At 71.8% G+C, this 18,095-nt stretch carries 12 protein-coding genes and 1 pseudogene; 6 read left to right on the top strand and 7 right to left on the bottom strand.

What is annotated here, in order from left to right:
* Window positions 1-522 precede the first annotated feature (522 nt).
* Window positions 523-684 (bottom strand): hypothetical protein, encoded by a 162-nt coding sequence (locus OG780_RS44455; RefSeq protein WP_328443331.1) that lies wholly within the window; start codon window positions 682-684, stop codon window positions 523-525.
* 187 nt (window positions 685-871) lie between these two features.
* Here OG780_RS44455 and OG780_RS44450 point away from each other — a divergent pair, with 187 nt between their 5' ends.
* Window positions 872-1,777 (top strand): hypothetical protein, encoded by a 906-nt coding sequence (locus OG780_RS44450; RefSeq protein ID WP_328443333.1) that lies wholly within the window; start codon window positions 872-874, stop codon window positions 1,775-1,777.
* Here the strand turns inward: OG780_RS44450 and OG780_RS44445 are convergent.
* The 6 genes from OG780_RS44445 to OG780_RS44420 form a co-directional block, all read right to left on the bottom strand.
* Window positions 1,735-2,523 carry a hypothetical protein gene (locus OG780_RS44445; protein ID WP_328443335.1) on the bottom strand — a complete coding sequence of 263 codons (789 nt, stop codon included), beginning with the start codon at window positions 2,521-2,523 and terminating at the stop codon, window positions 1,735-1,737. The genes OG780_RS44450 and OG780_RS44445 overlap by 43 nt on opposite strands.
* A gap of 280 nt (window positions 2,524-2,803) precedes the next feature.
* The gene (locus OG780_RS44440) at window positions 2,804-4,792 is read right to left on the bottom strand and encodes a pentapeptide repeat-containing protein (protein ID WP_328443337.1); all 1,989 of its coding nucleotides are present in this window, start codon (window positions 4,790-4,792) and stop codon (window positions 2,804-2,806) included.
* Between the two features lie 112 nt (window positions 4,793-4,904).
* Complete coding sequence (locus OG780_RS44435; protein ID WP_328443339.1) at window positions 4,905-7,184, bottom strand: protein kinase domain-containing protein; 2,280 nt, start codon at window positions 7,182-7,184, stop codon at window positions 4,905-4,907.
* Window positions 7,185-7,350: 166 nt separating this feature from the next.
* Window positions 7,351-7,599: a hypothetical protein gene (locus OG780_RS44430; RefSeq protein WP_328443341.1), complete on the bottom strand. Its 249-nt coding sequence runs from the start codon at window positions 7,597-7,599 to the stop codon at window positions 7,351-7,353.
* Window positions 7,596-7,853 (bottom strand): toxin-antitoxin system HicB family antitoxin, encoded by a 258-nt coding sequence (locus tag OG780_RS44425; RefSeq protein ID WP_328443343.1) that lies wholly within the window; start codon window positions 7,851-7,853, stop codon window positions 7,596-7,598. The genes OG780_RS44430 and OG780_RS44425 overlap by 4 nt, the downstream gene beginning before the upstream one ends.
* Before the next feature lie 63 nt (window positions 7,854-7,916).
* Window positions 7,917-10,373: a DEAD/DEAH box helicase gene (locus OG780_RS44420; protein WP_328443345.1), complete on the bottom strand. Its 2,457-nt coding sequence runs from the start codon at window positions 10,371-10,373 to the stop codon at window positions 7,917-7,919.
* Between the two features lie 190 nt (window positions 10,374-10,563).
* Here OG780_RS44420 and tap point away from each other — a divergent pair, with 190 nt between their 5' ends.
* The 5 genes and pseudogenes from tap (at window position 10,564) to OG780_RS44390 (ending at window position 18,080) form a co-directional block, all read left to right on the top strand.
* On the top strand, window positions 10,564-12,795 hold the full coding sequence (gene tap, locus OG780_RS44415) for a telomere-associated protein Tap (protein WP_328443347.1): 2,232 nt from the start codon (window positions 10,564-10,566) through the stop codon (window positions 12,793-12,795).
* 11 nt (window positions 12,796-12,806) lie between these two features.
* Window positions 12,807-13,364 carry a telomere-protecting terminal protein Tpg gene (gene tpg, locus OG780_RS44410; RefSeq protein WP_328443349.1) on the top strand — a complete coding sequence of 186 codons (558 nt, stop codon included), beginning with the start codon at window positions 12,807-12,809 and terminating at the stop codon, window positions 13,362-13,364.
* Window positions 13,365-13,509: 145 nt separating this feature from the next.
* Window positions 13,510-14,895: a TniQ family protein gene (locus OG780_RS44405; RefSeq protein WP_328443351.1), complete on the top strand. Its 1,386-nt coding sequence runs from the start codon at window positions 13,510-13,512 to the stop codon at window positions 14,893-14,895.
* Window positions 14,896-15,248: 353 nt separating this feature from the next.
* Window positions 15,249-16,089 (top strand): annotated as a pseudogene (locus OG780_RS44400) (TnsA-like heteromeric transposase endonuclease subunit).
* A 41-nt stretch (window positions 16,090-16,130) separates the two neighbouring features.
* Window positions 16,131-18,080 (top strand): transposase, encoded by a 1,950-nt coding sequence (locus OG780_RS44390; RefSeq protein ID WP_328443353.1) that lies wholly within the window; start codon window positions 16,131-16,133, stop codon window positions 18,078-18,080.
* The last annotated feature ends 15 nt before the right edge of the window (window positions 18,081-18,095 follow it).

Here is an 18,095-nt window from a genome sequence, read left to right as displayed (position 1 = left end):
AAGAACCTGCTTCGCAGGTTCTAGGGAATCCTCGCGCTGCGCGCGGGAGTTGAAGCGGAGCCCCGCGCTGCGCGCGGGTGACGGAGCGAACTCCTCGCGGTGCGAGGAGTTGGGCTCTGCGCTGCGCTTCGAGCCAGTGTTTCCTTCCGTCAGAAGTTTCGGTGAATCCGGAGGTTGGGCTGGTGCCCTTCCGGCTCTCCGCTTACGCTCCGAGCCGGCGGCTCCTCGTCGCTGCGCTCCTGGAGGAGCCTGGGGGTCCGTCCGCTGCGCTCCCGGACCCGGCCCGCGTTCCGCGGGCGGCTGGCTACGGAGGCACGGGGCGGGTGGTCGGTGAGCTGTTTCCTTTGCTGTAGAACTTTTGGTGAATCCGGGTTCGGGGTGGGTGCCCCTGAGTTGGAGTTGCGGGCGGTGCTCGGCGGTGTGTCTCGCTGAGGTGGGAGCGCGGAGGACTCAATGGGTGTGTAGCCGGGCTGTCCTGACATCACCTCAGCAGGCGTGTGTCAGGCGAGGTGTGGTGGAGTGTCAGTCGTGCTGCCACCAGGTGACTGCGAGGCCGGCCAGAAGGCCGCCGATGTGGCGGGCGGCTCCGGTGAGGAGTGCTGCGGAGACGAGGCGCCGCCAGGAGGCGGTGGCTGCGTGGTCCTGGTGCGCGGTGGTGGAGGGGGTGCGGTTCTTCTTCGGCATGACGGGTGTCCTTCGTTCGGGCAGGGCGCGGCCGCGCGCCCTTGCGGGGTGTGGGTAGTGCAGCGAGGCGGTCCGCCGGGGGTCGGCAGGGTTGTTGTGCTGCTGAACTGATCGTGGCAGCCGGGTGGTGGGCGCTGCATCCTCAACAGGGGTCTGGTTGGCGGGAGAACGATGTAATTTCCACCCCGTGTACACGTGGGAGAGCATCACCGGGCCCGGCAGCATCGAGGACCTCGTCGCGGACGCGCATGCGGCCGGTCATCCGGACATGACCGTGCGGCGGGTCCACGACTGGATCGCCAAGGGGTTGCTGGACCAGCCGCAGCTGCGTACCCGGCACCGCGGTTCGGACAAGGCCGAGCACAGCGTCAACCAGCGCCGGCTGCTGCTGCTCCTGCTCGACAAGCGGCAGCAGGTAGCGCACCTGAGTGCGCTGGCGCAGGTGCCGCTGGCGATGTGGCTGTGGTGGGACGGCTACGTCTCCACCCGGCAGGCGCAGCGGGCATGGGTGACCTGGGTGGGGCGCGGTAGGCGCAGCCAGGAGGTGGCGCGCGAGGGTGCTGTGGGTCTGCTGGAGCAGGTCGGGCATCCATTGGCCGGCGGGACCGCGCGGGCCCGGTTCGTGCGGACCATCACCGCACTGGGCAACGGCAAGGCCCTGACGGTGCGCGGGCGAGCCGAGCTGCTGGACGCCGTGCGGGATGTGATGGAGCCGGAGTCGGTGTTCGCCGCCAGCGGCCTCGTCCGCGCGCTCGGCCCCGTGCAGACACCGATGACCGTCGAGGCGGTCGTGAGCCACGTCGAGGCCCTCAGCGCCGCGCTGGGCCGCACCCTGGACCAGGCGGTGGACGGTGCGCTGCTGGAGCGGGCCCGCGCCATCCACCGTGTCTCCATGGCCGACTACCTCGCCCAGCGCGGTGACCTCGCCGCCGGTGCCGGAGAGCTGGCCGGCCTCTTTCGCGAGCCCACCCTCCAGGAGCAGTTCGACCAGACCGGGAAGCAGCTCCTGCTCGTCCTGGGGATGGAACTGCTCCGCCGCCCCCGCCCGGCTCAGCGCACCGTGGCGGCGTCTCGCGGGACGAACCGCGTGTAAGGGTGGGCGGGGTCAGGGCGAGGCTCGCCCGGCGGCAGCACGGGAGCCAGCGCCTCGAACACCCGCTCCATCACCTGGTCCGTGTACCCGTCCATCGTGGCCGATGCCTGGAGCAGCACACCCCCCGCCCGCAGCGGAAACACCCGGTGAAACGCGCCCGAGTCCTCCAGCACCGCGGCGCCGCCCAGCCGCGTCACAAGTTCCGCCGGGCAGACCGTCACCCAGGCGTAGCCGCGCAGGAACTGCCGGCCTTCGCGCAGGGACGTGCGCCGCCTGCGGCGCAGCACGGTATCGAGGTTGGTGAGTTCGTCGAAGTTGTCCCACTCGATGTGGCCGTAGAGGGGGCTGCTCCCATCCAGCGCGGCGTACAGGAAGTCCACCACCGCAGTGCAGGATGCGGCGTCATCTGGGGAATTGACCTTGGCCAAAGCCGATGCCCGCCAGATGGAACCGTCACTCAGGACGTGGTAGGAGCTCGCCCGTCCCAGGTCGTCCAGTTCCCCGCCCTCCGTGAGAAACACGAGTTGGGCTCCCCAAGGGAACGCGGCGAGCTCCTCCTCGAACTGCGGCCACGTCTTCCCGATACGGGGGAAGCGGCGCACCAAGTCGTCGATGTCCGGGACGATCTGCGCCTCGGAGACGACCCCTCCCCCGCTCCCGGCCTCCGCCTCCACCAGGCCGCTGTACAGCCCGGTGCGGACGGCACGAAACCACCGGACCAGCGATGCCCCACGACTGCCCGGCACAGCCGCATCGAACGAGGCTTCAACGCATACCTTCATCCCGCGCACCCTACTGGTGCCCGGCAACAGGAAATCCTGCGACGATCACCACATTCCGAAGCGATCACTGAACTCGCACTTCAGGAGCCTCTCTGGCTCCTCAACCTCTGCCGAAACCCCAGCTCAGGTCGACACATCACAACAACCAGAAATCCTGCAACGATCACTAGACCAACAGCTCAGCGCATCGATCACGCAGTGATCCTTAGCGGATTTGTCACAGGTCTGGCGGCGGCCGGGCCAGTCAGCGTTTGATGCGCCCGCGGACCGCGAGGACACCGAGGGCCAGAAGGGTGGGTTCGAGGAGACGGGAGATCATCTCGATGTAGGTGCCGGCCGTGGTGAGGTTCTGCCCGGAAGAGCGGAAGACCACCGAGTTGATGGCAACGCGGGTGGCCTTCTCCGCACGGGCCCAGGTCATGCGCTGCGGCCATCCGCCGTGTAGTGCCGGGTCGGGGGTGGAGGTGTTCAGGCTGATTCGGCTGCCGTTCAGGGTGCCGGTGGTGGCAGGGTCCGGATCGTGGGTGGGCAGGCCGATGCCTATCAGGAGCAGCACGGTAAGAGACATGGCGGCGAGCAGCCAGGTGAAGGCGCGGGAGGCGCGCAGGCCGTAGCCGGACAGCAGCCAGTATCCCCACAGCAGACGGCGTTCGCCCTTGGGGGTGCCGGTCCGGTCGTGGCGGCGCATCTCGCATTCGCCGTAGTAGAAGTCGGCGGCGCCGGGTTCGTTCTTGCCGTCCTCGAACGCTTTGCGCAGCTGCCGGTACAGCGCGGCGACGCTTTCCGGGGCCGGGCCCGGGGTGCGGGCGATGTCGGGGTGATGCGGTCCGGGACGCCTCCACCGGTGGGGGTCAGGGGCCTCGCTCACGGCAGGGCCGAGCTGGTCGGCAGAGCGAGCGCGCCAGTGGTGTTCCTCTGCGAGGACACGGCGGCGGGTGAAGTACACCGGCCAGATGTATCGGCGGTGCCAGCCTGTGGGGGCGGAGGCGAAGGTGGTGCGGCCTTCCAGGCGGATCTGGTCGAGGTGGAAGGCTCCGGAGAACAGGCAGTCGCTCAGGTCGGTGTCGGTGAGCACCAGGTGCGCGGCGTCCACGCCCTGCACCGAGACGATGCGCGCCCGTTCGGGGTTGCGCTGCTGCGGGCCGGGGCCGGTCAGCAGATCCTCCTCGACCGTGTCGACGCCGTGGGTGAAGCGGGCGGGGTGGGTGATGACCGCTGCGGGGGCGGTCAGGACCGCGTGGCTGAGGTCCACCGCGGCGTACCGCACCCGTATGGTGGCAGTCGACTCCCACCGCGTCCTTACACAGCGCACTTCACGCGCCGCGATCTCCAGCGTCACCGGTACCTCGAACACCGCACCGGACAACACCACCGCTCCCGCGCACACGAAGGGCCCCAGTTCGGAGGCCACCTCGAACCGGGCCCCGTCGAACCGGACGTCACTGGCGAACCGGGTCCCGTCGAACCGGGCATTGCCGGAGAACTGCGCCTCACCGAACCTTGCGTCGCCGGTGAACTGGGCCGCGTCAAATCCGGCGTCACGGGCGAACTGCGCCCCGCCGAACCCGGCCGTGCCAAAGAACTGTGCACCACCGAAGGCGGCGTAGCGGTCGAACTGCGCCCCACCGAACCCGGCGCCGTCGGCGAACTGGGCATCGAAAAATGAGACCGTACCGTTGAACTGCGCCTTTCTGAACACGACGGTGCCAGTGAACCGCGCGTTCGCGAATCCAGCGTCGCGGGCGAACCGCGCCCCAGTGAACCCGGCGATGTTGGAGAACTGGGCTTCACCGAACACGGCGTGGCCGGTGAACTGGGCTTCACCGAACCCGGTGTCGCCAGTGAAGTGCGCCCTATGGAACGAGGCGTCATCGGTGAACTGGGCCCTGTCGAAACTGGCATTGCCGGTGAACCGGGTCCCGTCGAACCGGGCGTTGCCGGTGAACCTCGCCTCGTTGAACAGGGCCTGGCCTATCTGAGGTGTTCCGGTGGCGGGATCGTGGAGCGCAGTGAGGAGCTGGCGCAGTGAGTCGTTGGTGAAGGCGGTGCCGCGGTGGTCGATGTCGGCGCCGGGTGCGAGGCCGGCCAGGTAGGCGGTGCGGGCGGTGTCCGTGAGGTGGGCCAGGCACGCGGTGTGGCCGGGCACGTGGATGCCGCGGCAGCCGATCGGGTCGGTGTCCGGGTCCGCGCCGTGCCGGCAGTGTGGCCAGGGGGGCGGTGCGGGTGTGCTCATGGTGCGGTGACTCCAAAGAGCGTGGTCGGGTTGCTGGCAGGCATGCCGAGGGGCGGGCCGGTTCAGCGGCCCCCGCGAGCGCAGCGCTGCAGGGAGCCAAGGGCGCGCGGCTTTACGGTGCGGTGCTCGAGCGGACGGATGCGCGGATGCGCGGATCGGCGGTGCGGTCGTCGGCCAGATTGCTGAAGTGCTGTGCGGATTCCGGGTGGTCGCGCAGGACGGAGGCCATGACGGCTGCGGCATCCCCCGTCAGGGACACCAGCCAGGGCCGGATCCTGTCCCGGGCGTCCCACTGGTCCCAGGCGCCGTCCCAGATGCACATCGTGAGAGCCGCCTCCTCCAGCAGATCCCAGTCGGATCGGTGGGCGGCGTGGGCGCAGACGCCCTGGAGCCAGGTCACGATCACCGCGGCCTCGGCGAACTGCACGATGTGGGTGTCGTCCCCGCCCACGTGCTCGGCCAAGGCGTGCAGGAGGGCTTGTGCCTGCGCCAGATCCCGTTGCAGGGCCGGTCCCGCGTGCACGGCGGCCAGGTCCGGGAGGACGCCGACGAGCAGTTCGTAGTCCTGGGGGTGGTCGCCGGCCAGGGCCAGCAGCGCGTCGGCTGCGGCCGGGTCGCCGGTGTTGGCGGCCTCGAGATGCAGGCGGGCTGCCTGGAGGGGGTCTTCGGGGTAGTCCACGTGCTCTCGGTCGATCAGGGCAAGCAGGTCGGCGACGCTCTGGGGCCGGCGTTGCGGGTCCGGGTGGGTGGTGGCACGGACGATGCTGCGCCAGGGGCCCGGAGGAGGCAGCAGCGGCAGGTTGGTCTTGGGCAGGTCGCCGGTGAGGGCCCAGGCGATGACTCTGCCGATGCTGTAGATGTCACTGGACGCGGTCGCCTCGTGGGGTGCCTGGAACAGCTCCGGGGCAGCGAAGCCCTCGGTGCCGATGTAGAGGCCGGTCCGGCCGGCCTTGGTGGTCTGGCCCCGCGGCCGGCGCACGATGCCCCAGTCGGCCAGGGTCCAGCAGCCGTCGAGGCAGAGGATGTTCGACGGCTTGATGTCGCGGTGCAGCCACCCCTCGGCGTGAGCGGGGGCGAGCACCGATGCCAGGGCGGTCACCAGGACGCGCAGCTGGCCGGGCTGCTGCAGCTGCTCCCGGCTCTCTTCGGCGGTCGCCTCGGCCCAGGGCATGACGAACCAGGTGTGCTCGGCGCCGAAATCCAGGACCGGCATCGCGTGGGCATGGCCGTTCAGGAACTGGCCGACCTCGATCTCGCGCCGCATCCGTGCCACCGGGCGTTCGGCCGGGTACTTCTGATGCAGCTTCTTCAGGGCGACGATCATGCCGGTGGGCTTGTGCGTCGCCCTGAAGACGTCCGCCTGACCGCCGGGGACGGGCTTGGGCGGGCAGTTGTAGTCCTTGCGCTCGCCGCGCGCGGCGCGGCGGACCATCTCGTAGGCGCTGTGGCCGGACGGTGCCGGCTGCGCGGCAGCCGTGTGGAGAGCGGGCGCAGGAGCCAGGGCTGCCGGGATCTGGCGGGCCTCGTAGACCGGGTAGCCGTTGACGGTGGAGGCCGGGACGAGGCGATAGCCGTCGGGGGCGAGCGCGCCGTTGATCAGAGCCAGCAGCTGCTCGGTCTCACTGGTGTCCGTCCGGACGGCGGGGTGGACCATCTCGGCCAGGAAGCGGAGCAGGACCTCGTCGGGGCCGCTGGCAAGACCGAAGCGGGAATCGCCGAAGACCCAGTCCTCGTCCCAGTCACCGGGGTTGTTGTAGCGGTGCTGGATGATGTCGCCCTCGACGGTCGCGAACCGCGGATCGAAGCTTTCCAGGCGGTCCAGGTCGTAGAGCCTGCGCAGGAAGGTGACCTCGTCGAGACTGCCCGACCAACCCGCCCCGCTGGTGCGCAGCGCGTCGAACAGATGTCGGCGGGTGACATCGGTGATGGCCGCCGACGGCCCTGCGGGTATGACAGTGCTCCGGAACCGGCCGGTGACGGTGCCAGGGGCTACGGACCGCAGCAGGGAGGTGCCCATCACGCTCTGGTCGCGGGCGCGGGAGAAGAGGTCCAGGTCGAAGGCGACGTCGTTCAGAGCCTGCAGCACGGTGCGCTGCACATCGGGGCCCAGTTCGGCAAGCCGTTCGTAGTAGGCGTCGTTCTGTCCGAGTGAGAAGGAGGCCCCGTCCAGGGTCTCGAAGGCGTCCGGCACGGATGTCTGGGCCGGTGCCGTCATGCCGAACTGTCCGATCTTGACCTGCCCGATGCTCCTGACCTCTCCGCGGTCATCGGCACAGAGCAGTTCGAAGGTGGTCTTGAAGTGGTAGTCGTCCCAGTTGTCCCGGACCAGGAACGCCTGCCCCGGGAGCGGGGAGACGGGCCGCGCGCGAACGGGCAGGACGGTGAACTGCACGGTTCCTCCGGAGTACGCCCCGGCCTGCGGGCCGGGCATGTCAGTGCAAAGGGGTCTTCCACCGCGCCTTGCGGCAGGCGGCCTGCTCCCGCCGCCCGGACCTGACGAGGGGAACGAGTTCCTGAGGTGCTTCGCGAGCCCTCGCTTGGCGCACCGGTGTACGAAGTCAGACCGTGATGGCGAAGACCCACAGGTGGGGGTTCGGGCCGGGGATGATCACGTAGTGGACGATGACGGTGCGGGTCGTGATGACGCGTACCGCCTCATCCATGTCGTGCTTGTCGGCCTGCGGCCAGGACCAGGGGTCGGCGCAGGCGCGGATCACCGCGTCGTGGAGCTCTTCCTTGGCCGGGCCGGGCAGGTTTTTGATGGTCTCGCCGATGTGCGCGGCGAACCGGGCGGGGATTGCCGTCACGCGCCGAAGACCTCGTCCATGGTCATGGAGCCGGTTTCGGGCCGGCCGCTGGCGATCCACTTCTGGTAGGCGACGCGGGCGTGCATGCGCGCGCGGGCTTCCCGCAGGTCGTCGGGGCCGTCCGCGGCGGCCTGGTCGGCTTCGAGGACGCCGGTGACGTAGTCGTTGAGGGACATTCCGGCGCGCTGCGCCGAGGCGCGCACCTTGTCGGCCAGCTCCTGGTCGACGCGAGTGTTGAGCTGTGCGATTCCCATGACAGCGATGTTAGCGATTTGCTAGCAGGCGGGGAAGGGGGTCTGTCGGGCGACAAGGGCTGTCTACGCCACGGCGGCCGGGACGGCGCCCTCGGTCGTCCAGTCGCCGTCGAAGAGCGTGGCGACCAGGCGGGCGTGAGCCTCGGGGAGCCGGCCGTCGCGGTGTTTGGTGCGGGCTTTGGCGAGCCAGGCGCCGAGCTTGACGGTGTCACCGTCGACGACGATCTCTTCCCGGGAGGCGGGGGCGCGGCCCTCGCGGTGGAGGAAGAGTTCCAGGAGCTGGACCGTCTGTTCAAAGGTGCGGCGGGTGCGGCGGGCGGGGGTGAGCGGGTTGGTGTCGGGGGTGAGGCCGAGGGCAGTCATCATCTGCTGCTGGCCGGGGGTGAGGGTGGGCCAGGTGGTGAGCTGACGGTTCAGCCAGGAGCCGATCTTCACCCCCGCCAGGACCGTGTCCGGGGTGAGGGTGGCCGGGTCGGCGCCGGTGGCGAGGTGGGTGCGCAGCAGGTGGTATTTGCGGTGCCAGTCCGCGCCGTGGGGCAGGCGCCAGTCGGGGGCGAGGGTGGTCAGATCCTGCGCGCGGGCCGCGTCGAGCCGGTCGTGGGCGGCGAGGTGGCGTTGTTCGGCGAGCCAGGCGCCGACGGGGGTGGTGGCGGGGGCGGCGAGGTGGCCGTGGGCGCGCAGGTGGTCGGCGGCCGCGGTGAGGCGGGCGCGCCAGGCGGCGTGGTGCTTGTCCCAGATCATGCCGAGCGCGTCGAGTTCGGCGGTCCAGTCGGCTTCGAGGCGGCCGGCTGTCCGGGCGTCGCGCATGGTGGTGATGAAGGTGCCGAGGGTGTAGCCGGTGGGGTCGGTGTAGTCGGCGGGGACGTCGAGGTGGCCCATCTCGGCGCGGTAGTTCTGGGCGGCCGCGAGGCCGAGGCGGCGGCTGCGGGAGACGGGCTGGTCGCGGGGGTCGAAGGAGACCAGGTCCATCGCCTGGGCGATGCGCTCGGGGTGGACGGTGAAGTCGAAACTCCAGCGGCGCGCGATGACCTGGCTGGTCTCGCGGGGCAGGCGGTTGGCCTTGTCCGGCAGGCGCTCCATGATGCGGTGGTCGTGGCCGGCCAGCGCGGTGGCGATCGCCCACACCGGCTCGTAGGCGGTGCCCAGGATGTTCTCGCTGTCGGCGCCGGGCGGGATGTAGACGGGGACGATCAGGGAAGCGGTCTTGCCGGAGACGTCCAGGCGCAGGGCGCGACCCAGAGCCTGGACGCAGCGGACGACGCTGCGGGTGGGGTCGGCGAAGACGATCGCGTCCACGCTGGGGATGTCGACGCCCTCGGCGATCAGGCGGGAGTTCGCCAGGATCGCACAGTCGGCGGTAGCGAAGCCGGTGAAGCTGTCGCCCCGCTCGGCGGGAGTGTTATCCCCGTGCGCGAAGAACATCTGCGGGGTGATGGCGGGGACGAGGCTCGGGTCGGTTCTGGCCAGCAGGCGCAGGGTGTGCGGGAGTTCGCGGGCGAAGCGGCGGGCGTCGGCGACCAGGTTGAAGTAGACCAGCACCTTCTTCAGACCGTGCTCGGTCATCGCGCGCAGGACGGACAGGTGCAGGGCGGTGGTGCGCAGCGCACCGTCATCCTCCTCGCCGGAATCGCGGCCGCCGGCAGAGTCCGGGGCCGTGCCCACGGTGCCCGGGGCGGGCATGTTCAGGCGGCGGCGCAGGTCGGCGTCGGTCAGCGTGGGCACCACGATGCGGTAGTCCGCGGCGCGCCCGTCCTCCACCGCCTGTGCGAGCGGATATTCGAAAATTTTCTTGCCGTAGACCTGCTCGTTTTCCATCGAGTTGGCGGACACGTCGACGTCGGGAGCGGGTGCGGGGGCGCGGCGGCGCGGGCGGGTGACGTCGGCGGACTCGGCCAGTTCCGGAGCGGCGAAGATCCGGGGGGTGGCGGTCATGTAGAGGCGGCGGTCCGCATGGATGCGCTTCGCGTCGTTGACGATGGCCCACTTCTTGTCCGCGCGCCCGGCGATGCGGTGGGCCTCGTCCATGACCGCGAGATCGAACGCCGGAACCGCGTACCGGGTCTTACGGGTCTTCTCGATCTTGTCCAGGGAGTCGTAGGTACAGATCACCGTCAGCGCCGGGATCTGGTCCTCCTCGTCGCCGACCACGGACATCAGCGCGGCCAGGGTGCGCGGGTCGGTCGCCGACATGACGTGCGCGGCCACCAGGTCGCTACGGCCCTCCACGTCCATCGAGGAGACGATCACCATGTGCTCGAGGTGACCGTCGCGCCGCCACGCCAGCGCCGTCTGCGCGGCCAGGTCCAGGGTGGGCACGACGAACAGGACGAGCCGCGCGTCGAGTTCGTCCGCCAGCCGGATCGACACCAGCGTCTTGCCTGTACCCGTCGCCGACACGTACAGGGCGCGCGTCCCGGGCCGCCGCAGATGACGCGCCAACCGCGAGAGGGCCTCGGCCTGGTCGGCGAACAGCCGCCGCTCCTTCGGCTGGTCTGGAGTGAACACAGCGGCCACGGTCATGCGAGCTTCCTCAATCCGAGAACGGGGCGGCAGCCACAGGGCTACCACGGTCGGGGAGGGCGGCGAGACCCCATTGAAGCCCCACCAACCGAGCACCCTACCAGCCCGCACATCATTCGTACGCGAAAAGTACGGTATCCGTACGCGCAATGTGCGATCCATGGGATAGGGTCGGTACTGGAGGTGTCCCATGTCCGAGCTCTTCGACGCGGTCGACGCGCTGATCGCGTCCCGGTCCCCGCTGCCGCCGCCGGCCGAACGCAGGCGACTGCGCCAAGCGCACGCCCTGACCCTGGACGAGGTGGCCGCGGCCCTCGACGTCCGGCGGGCGACGATCGGCGGCTGGGAGTCGGGCAAGGCCGAGCCGAGACCTCCGCAGAGGGAGGCGTACGCGCGCCTGCTCGCCCAACTCGCTCTCCTCTACCCGGCCATGGAGACCGCCGCAGCCCCGCAGCCCGAGGCTCCAGCACCGGAGGCATCGGGCGCGGCGGAACCGCGGCCCGCGAAGGCGGCGAGCACGCCCGCCCCCTCCCCCGCTCTCTCGCCCGTTCCGGCCTCCGAGGCCGGTGCCGCCGCTCGGGCGCCGCATCCGACGCCTGCTGCCGCGCCGCCCCGCCCGTCCTCGCGCCGTCCGGGCGCGCCGAAGGCCGCTGTCCGTACGGCCGATGCCGGGCCCGCGCACGGGCAGCACGGACACGGTCCGCTGCTCGTCCTGGACGCCGACGCGGACGGGCAGGTGACCGGCTACGGCGTCGGCGGTCTGCTCCTGGACGTGCCCGCCAAGTCCCTGCCCGCTCTGGTCGAGTGGGCGCTGAGCGAGGCACAGTTGGGGGCGGAGCGGCTGCACGGTTCGGGCAAGGACGCCGATCCGCTGCTGGTGCTGACCGGGGCGGCGTGTGAGCGCTACGGTCTGCCCGCCCAGCTGCCGGAGGAGGCCAGGCTCGCCGGGCGGCTCCCGGAGGGGCACAAGGTGCTGGGCCAGCTCGAGCGTGCCGAGTGGCAGCTCACGAAGCGGGGATTCGGGCCATGGGCGCGGATCTACCGCCCCGCGCAGGGAGGCCGGCGCAGTTGCGTGCAGCTGTGCATCCCCTCCTGGCACGCCCTGGACGACCGTGCCTGGGGACATGCCGCATGCCTTGCTCCGGCGGAGCTTGCCCGGGTGCTGGGCGTGTACGCGCAGCGGGTCGTCACCCCGGTGGGCACCACCGCGGTGACGGGGCTTCACCTGATGACGGCGCTCAACCCGCCGACCCGCGCGAGCGAGCCGGACCAGGACGGCAGGCGGCACCGCGAGCTGCGGCCCGGATCGCTGGGAACCGAAGCTTTGGATCCGGCGCCGTGCGAGGCGACCGACGGCCACCCCGTGCTCGCGGACCTGCCCCGCTTCCACGTGCGCGGGCCCGAGGAGAAGCTGATGGAGGAGGCGTACGACTGGGCGCGGGAGATGACGGACGCCGAGTGCATGCAGCGCCACCTGGTGGGCATCGATGTGAACCTGGCGTTCGGCGCGGCCGCCAACGGCGCGGTCGTCGGCCTGTCCACTCCCCCGGTGCACGTCGTGCGTCCGACGTTCGATGCGGCGGTGCCCGGCTCCTGGCTGGTCGACCTCTCCCACGTCGACCCGTCCCGGGTGAAGATCGGCAAGCAGTGGCGCGACCTCGACGGCGACCTGCTGCCCAGCGCGTTCACGCCCACCGGGGAACGACCCACCGGTCCGGCCTGGTACGCCACCCCGACGGTGGCCTACGCCGTCGAACTCGGTTATGAAGTCGCCCCTCTCGAGGGCTGGCTGCGCCACGACAGCGGCCGGTACCTGGACAGTTGGTACAAGCGGCTGCGCGACGCCTACGTCGCCACCATGGCCGATCTCGGCGTGGGCGAGAAACTGGGCCCGCGCGAGTTCCTCGATGCGATGGACGGCTACAAGCAGCGCGATGCGGAACTGGCAATCGTCCTGGACGCCGTCAAAATGACCATCAAGGGCGGCATCGGCAAGCTGCAGGAGAAGGCGCGCGGCCAAGGCTGGAAGCCGGGCCACGCCTGGCCCGCGCTGGCCCGCCCGACCTGGCGCCCCGACATCCGCGCCGCCGTCATCTCCCGCGCCCGGATCAACATGCACCGCAAGATGCTCAACCTCGCCGCGGCCACCGGCCGCTACCCCATCGCGGTCCTCTCCGACTGCGCCGTGTACGCCGCCGACGGACCCAGCCCGCTGGACGTACTGCCCTACGGAGCCGACGGCAAGACCGTGGCGGGCAGCTTCCGGCTCGGCGTGTCCCCGGGGATGGTCAAGCACGAGGGCACCCAGAGCGTGCTGTGGGGGGCGGAGAAGTACGAGGAGCTCGGCGGCGACGGCCACGTCGCCAACCTCGCCCGCTACATCAAGACCGGCCGGGCCGACGGCCCGGACACCGGGAAATAGAGGGGGACAGCGTGGTCACCGTCGCGGAAGAACTCGAGCGGGCTGTGCAGGGCGCGTTCACACGGCCGCTGCCCAAGTCCGCCGGGGCGCAGATGCGTTACCTGGTCCGACAGCACCAGCACAGCACCCGGCAGGTGGCCGAACTCCTCGGCATCAGCCAGCGCACCGTCGAGCGGTACGTGAACAACCAGATCAAAAAGCCGCGCCCGCAGCTCGCCGACCGGCTGCACCGCGAGACACTCGCCCGCTGGCAGCCGCAGATCAGGGCCCGGGCCAAGCAGGCCGCTGCCACCAGCGGCGGCATCATGATCGACGTCCAGGGCCGGTTCGGCTACACCGCCGCCGGCGGCAGCACCGACCAGTCCCGGGTCCGCCACCTCACCCTCCCCCTTCCGCCCCACCACGCCGCCCGCCTCCTCCAGGCCCAGCAGGACGGCGTCGACGAGGACGACCTGCGCCAGATCGCCGCCGAAGCCCTCGGCGAGGTCTACTTCCGCGACGGCGGCCGCCGCGCCCACGGCCTCGAAGTGAAACTCACCGACCTCGTCGACCTCCGGTTCGAGCTGTAGGCAAGGCAGTCCGGTGTAGACGGACGGAGACCGGGAGGAGACCAGGTGCCCTGCCCGACGTGCGGGTGAGTTCCTGGCGATCGGGCGTGCCGGCCTCGCCGGGCGTGCCACATTGCTCTGGTCGGGGAGCGGACGAGGGGTGTCGGTGAGGGCTGTGGAAGCAGGGGCGTTGCGGACCGTGCCGCTGGCTGGGGAGCTGACCTCGTCGCTGATCGCCCGGGCCGCGGCCCGCTACGGTCTGGCGGCCGCCGACGTGGTGCGGCTGTGGTCGTGCCGCAACTCCCCCGCACGGCACGAGGGCGGCGGTGTGCGGGCCGATGCCGAGCTGGTACTCAACGAGGCCGGGCGGCGTGTGCTCGCCGGGCTGTGCGGGGTTGAGCCGGCGGTGCTGGCGCGCGCGTTGCCGACGTTCACCATGGACGACCCCGGGACCGGCAGCGCTGTCCAGGCGCAGGCGCGGTGGCGGGCGGCGTCCGCGGTGGCGGGACCGGCCGCGTTCGGGTGCCGTTTGTGCACCGCGCGGCGCACCGGGCAGGCGGTGCGGGCGGTGCGGTTCGTGCCGCCCTGGCAGCGGGTCTGCATCCGGCACGGGCGCTGGCTGCTGGACGCGGACGCCGACCAGCCGCTGGAACACCTGGATGTGCGCGGCGTTGCGGAGGTGGCGGTCGCGCAGCGGCGGTGGGCGCGGGTGGCCAGACGTGGGTTGCGGGCCGGGGTGGAGCCGGAGCAGGTTTTCGCTCTGTCGCATGCGGTGGTGGCCCAGTGGTGGGAGCAGGCCCTGTCCTGGGATCGGGAGGAGATCTGGCCGCGCCGTCTGCACCGGCTGGCGGGCGGCGACGCGGCGGCGGAGCTGGCGTGGTGGCGGATCGTGGGCCGGGACGCGGCGATCTTCCCCGAAGCCGTGGCGGTTGCGGGGTTGCTGCTGGATCCGGCGTCGGCCGACCTGCTCTGGAAGTCGAGCGGGGGGACGCGGCCCCGGGCGCGGCGTGAGGACGATCCGTTCTGCCGGCGGCTGGGCGAGCGGGTGGGCCGGGCCTGGCTGGGGCCGCTGCTCGCGACCGATCACGGCAGTGCGCTGCACGACTGGACGGGCGCGGTCGTACGCGCCCGCCGTTGGAGCAGTGCGCCGGGACAGCGGGACGATCCGTGGCATGTGAGGAGGAAGCAGCAGCCCGCGACCCTGGCCGGGCAGCTGCGCGTCCTGGCGGCCGAGCAGCGCTCGGGCGGCTCCGGCACCCGGTGGGGGGCCACCGTGTCCGCCGAACACCGCTTCCACATCACCCAGTTGGTCAAGGAGGCCGGCGAGCAGCTGGTGGAGCTGCGCGGCGTGCACAGCGGCACCACCGCCGAGGTGGCCCGCACTCTGCTGGAGCACCTCGGTCGCAGCGCCGAGCTGGTCGAGGAGGCTCTGGCGCACACGGCCGTCGCGGCCGTCACCGCCGGGGTGACACTGGAGGAGGTCGCCGCGTGGGCCCGCCTGCCCGCCCACGAACTGGCGGAGATCGTGGCCGCGGGCGAGGACCACGGCTGACGTGCTCGGCACCCCGGGCGGCATCATGCGGCTCCTGGACGAGTACGACGTCGAGCTCGCGGGCCGCACGCCTCGACACGCTCGCGCGCGGTGCGGCGATGCCGTCTGGCGCCCTGATCCGGCTCGGTTCGGACGAGGACGACTCGGGATGGGTGCTGTCGTCTCTGGGATAGCGGCGATCCCACCTGCCCACACACCCCGCGGCCCGAGGACGGGAAAGTGCAGGGGTGTGCACTGACAGCGGCGCGTGCGGGTGTCATTCTGACCCCGCGCAAACCCCGATGGACCTGCGGTGCAGCGTAGTTGGGGTTACCGGCCGGTTCGCCTGCGCGGCGTGACCGGTAGGGCGTTATGTGGAGTATGTGATCACTGAAAGCAGTCAGGGCGGCCCGCAGGACGGCTTACCCGCCCGCGCGGACGGCGCCTGGCGGGTGCCGGAAGGCGCCGCGGTGGAGGCGGAGTTCGCCGGGGCGGACGGCCGGCTGGTGCAGCGCCGCTGGGTGGAGGCTGCGGTCGCGGAGCCCTTCGAGCGGCTGGCGCCGGTGGCGGCGTTCCCGGTGGTGCCGGGGCGGCGGTGGGCGCCGGGCTGGTGGTGGTCGGCCACCACCGGCCGGCATGTGACGCACGGTTCGCAGGCGATGTGTATGCAGCTGATGCTGCTGGACCGCGATCCGTGCGTGGTGGCGCTGGCGGCGCGGCCGGTGCGGCTGATCTGGCGGGACCCGGACAGCAGGCGGACGCTGAGCTGGGTGCCCCAGCTGTTCGCCCGCTACGGCGACAAAAGCGCCCTGCTCGCCGACTGCCCCGCCACCGCAGAACCGGCTGCGCGCCGGGCCGCGCGCGGCCGCCGTGCTTCAGGCGGCGTGTGCGGCGGTGGGGTTCACCTACCGGCGCCTGATGCCGCCGGATGCGGTGGTGGCGGCGAACGTGCGCTGGCTGGCCGGCTACCGCCATCCCCGCCACCGCGACGCCGGCGGGCTTGAGCAGGCGGTGCTTCAGGCGTTCACCACCGCGCGGCCGTTGATGGCCGGGGCCGCGGCGGCGGGCGAGACCCTCTCGGCGCTCCCGGTGCTCTACCACGCGCTGTGGCGCGGGCGGCTGGTGGCGGACCTGGAGCGGCCGCTGGGCGAGCACACCCTTGTGGCGCCCGGCCCGGCCGCAGGCGACGGGGAGCAGGAGCAGCACGGCAGGTGAGCAGGCACGAGGTAACCGCCCCCGGCGGGCGGTGTGTTGGAGTGGGCGCTCAGGTCACGTTCGAGGACCGCACGTGGCAGGTGACCGGCGTGGTCGACGGGCGGGTGTATCTGGCCGCCGAGGACGGGGCCACCGGGTGCGTGCTGGCCGCTCGCCTGGTGGCCGCCGACGGCTTCGAGGTCCTCGGCCAGGGCGCCCCGCAGATTCCGGCCGCCGCCGCGTGGGCGGATGTGCCGTTGCCTGCCCGGGAGCGGGCGATGGCCTGGCTGCGGCACATCCGGGAGGTCGAGACCGGGTTGCCCGGCGGCCCCGGCAGCGGCGGGGTGCCGAGGCCTGAGTACAACCCGCACGCCTTCACACTCGCCGAGCGGGAGCACGCCAAGGCGAAGGAGCTTGCGGGGCTGGGATGGACGAAGGTCAGCCGGCCCACGGTGCAGCGGATGCGGCTGGCCTACCAGCGCCAGGGGCTGCTGGGGCTGGTGGACAAGAGGTCCCTGCGCGCCTCCTCCCCCACCGGGCGTACGGACGAGCGGGTGGTGGCCGCCGTGCTGGAGGCGCTGCGCATACGTCGCGGCCGCAGGGCGACCACCGTCAAGCAGGTCATCGACCTGGCCGAACAGATCGTGGCGCAGACCCACGGGAAGGGCCGGGTGACGCTGCCGGCCAGGTCGTCGCTGTACCGGCTGGTGAGGATGCTGGCGGACCCGGCCGAGCCGGTGGGCAGCCCGGCGCGCACCGCCACCGGTCCGGACGGGGCAGGCGGCGGGCCGCCTGCGCTGCGGCCCGCCGAGCGGGTCCATGTCGCCACCGCCCGCCTGGGCATCGAGGCGGTGGGCGAGGACGGCCGTGTGGTGGCGGTGTCGGTCACCTGCGCGCTGGACGGGGCCACGGGCTGTGTGCTGGCCGCCGTGCTGCACCCGCAGCAGGCCGCGCCGGTCGAACTGTCCGTGCTGCTGGCCGAGATGGCAGTCCCCCGCACGGCGCGGCCCGGGTGGCGGGAGATGCTGCAGGCAGCCCACGAGGGGTTGCCCGAGCGGCTGATGCCCCTGGACGCGCGTCTTGAGGCGATCGTGGCGCGTCCGGCCGCCCTGCCCCAGACGCTGGTCTTCGACCCGGCGGCGGCCGCCGTCACGCCCTGGTTCCTGACCGTGTGCGAGAGCCTCGGCGTGAGCCTGGAAGCCGTCCCCGCACGGCGCTGCGGCCTGCACAGTGTCGCCGGGGACACGGTGAAGACGCTCGCCGCGGTGTTCACCCGGCACGCCGCCGACCTGGCCACCGCGCTGGGTGCTGTGCACCCGCCGGACAGCGCGGGACGGCAGGCGGAGGCGTTCTTCGGTCTGCCGCACCTGCACGATGTGCTGGACGAGTGGATCACCGCCCGCTGGCACACCCGCCCCCAACAGGCTCTGCGGCAACCGCTGCTGCCCAAGGCGGCCCTGAGTCCGCAGGAGATGTGGCGGGTGCTGCTGGGCGTCACCGGGTCGCTGCCGGTGCCGCTGAGCGGGCAGGACTTCGCCGAGTTGCTGCCGGTGCAGCACCATGCGGTCACCGAGTCCGGGATCCGCCTGGGCAGGCGCCGCTACGACCATCAGTGCCTGGATGAGCACCGCGGCCGGGCCCGGCCCACCACGGACGACGGCCGGTGGGAAGTGCACCACCACCCCTACGACGTACGGCACATCTACATCCGGCTGCCCGACGGGCGCCTGCACGAGATCCCCTGGACCGATCGCGCGTACGCGCTTCGCCCGTTCGACGACGCCGTTTGGCGCCGCACCGGGCAGATCCTCGCCGACCGCAATGGCCCGCCCGGGCAGCGGGCACCAGCGGGCGAGGGGCCGGGGCAAAAGGCCGGTGTGCCGGTGCCCGGCCAGGGCGTGGTGGACAAGCCGGCACCGGGCGGGGGCGCCGTGGCACCGGTCCCGGACGGGCCCGGGCCTGCGGGTGCCTTCGGAGTGTGGGACGCGTGGGCGGAGGCCGAGCAGTGGTGAGCGCACACGCCCGTC

Origin of the sequence: Streptomyces sp. NBC_00386, from assembly GCF_036063235.1 — a bacterium.
Lineage (GTDB): Bacteria > Actinomycetota > Actinomycetes > Streptomycetales > Streptomycetaceae > Streptomyces.
The sequence above is the reverse complement of the archived record's forward strand: the minus strand, read 5'-3'. Positions and strand labels throughout refer to the sequence as shown.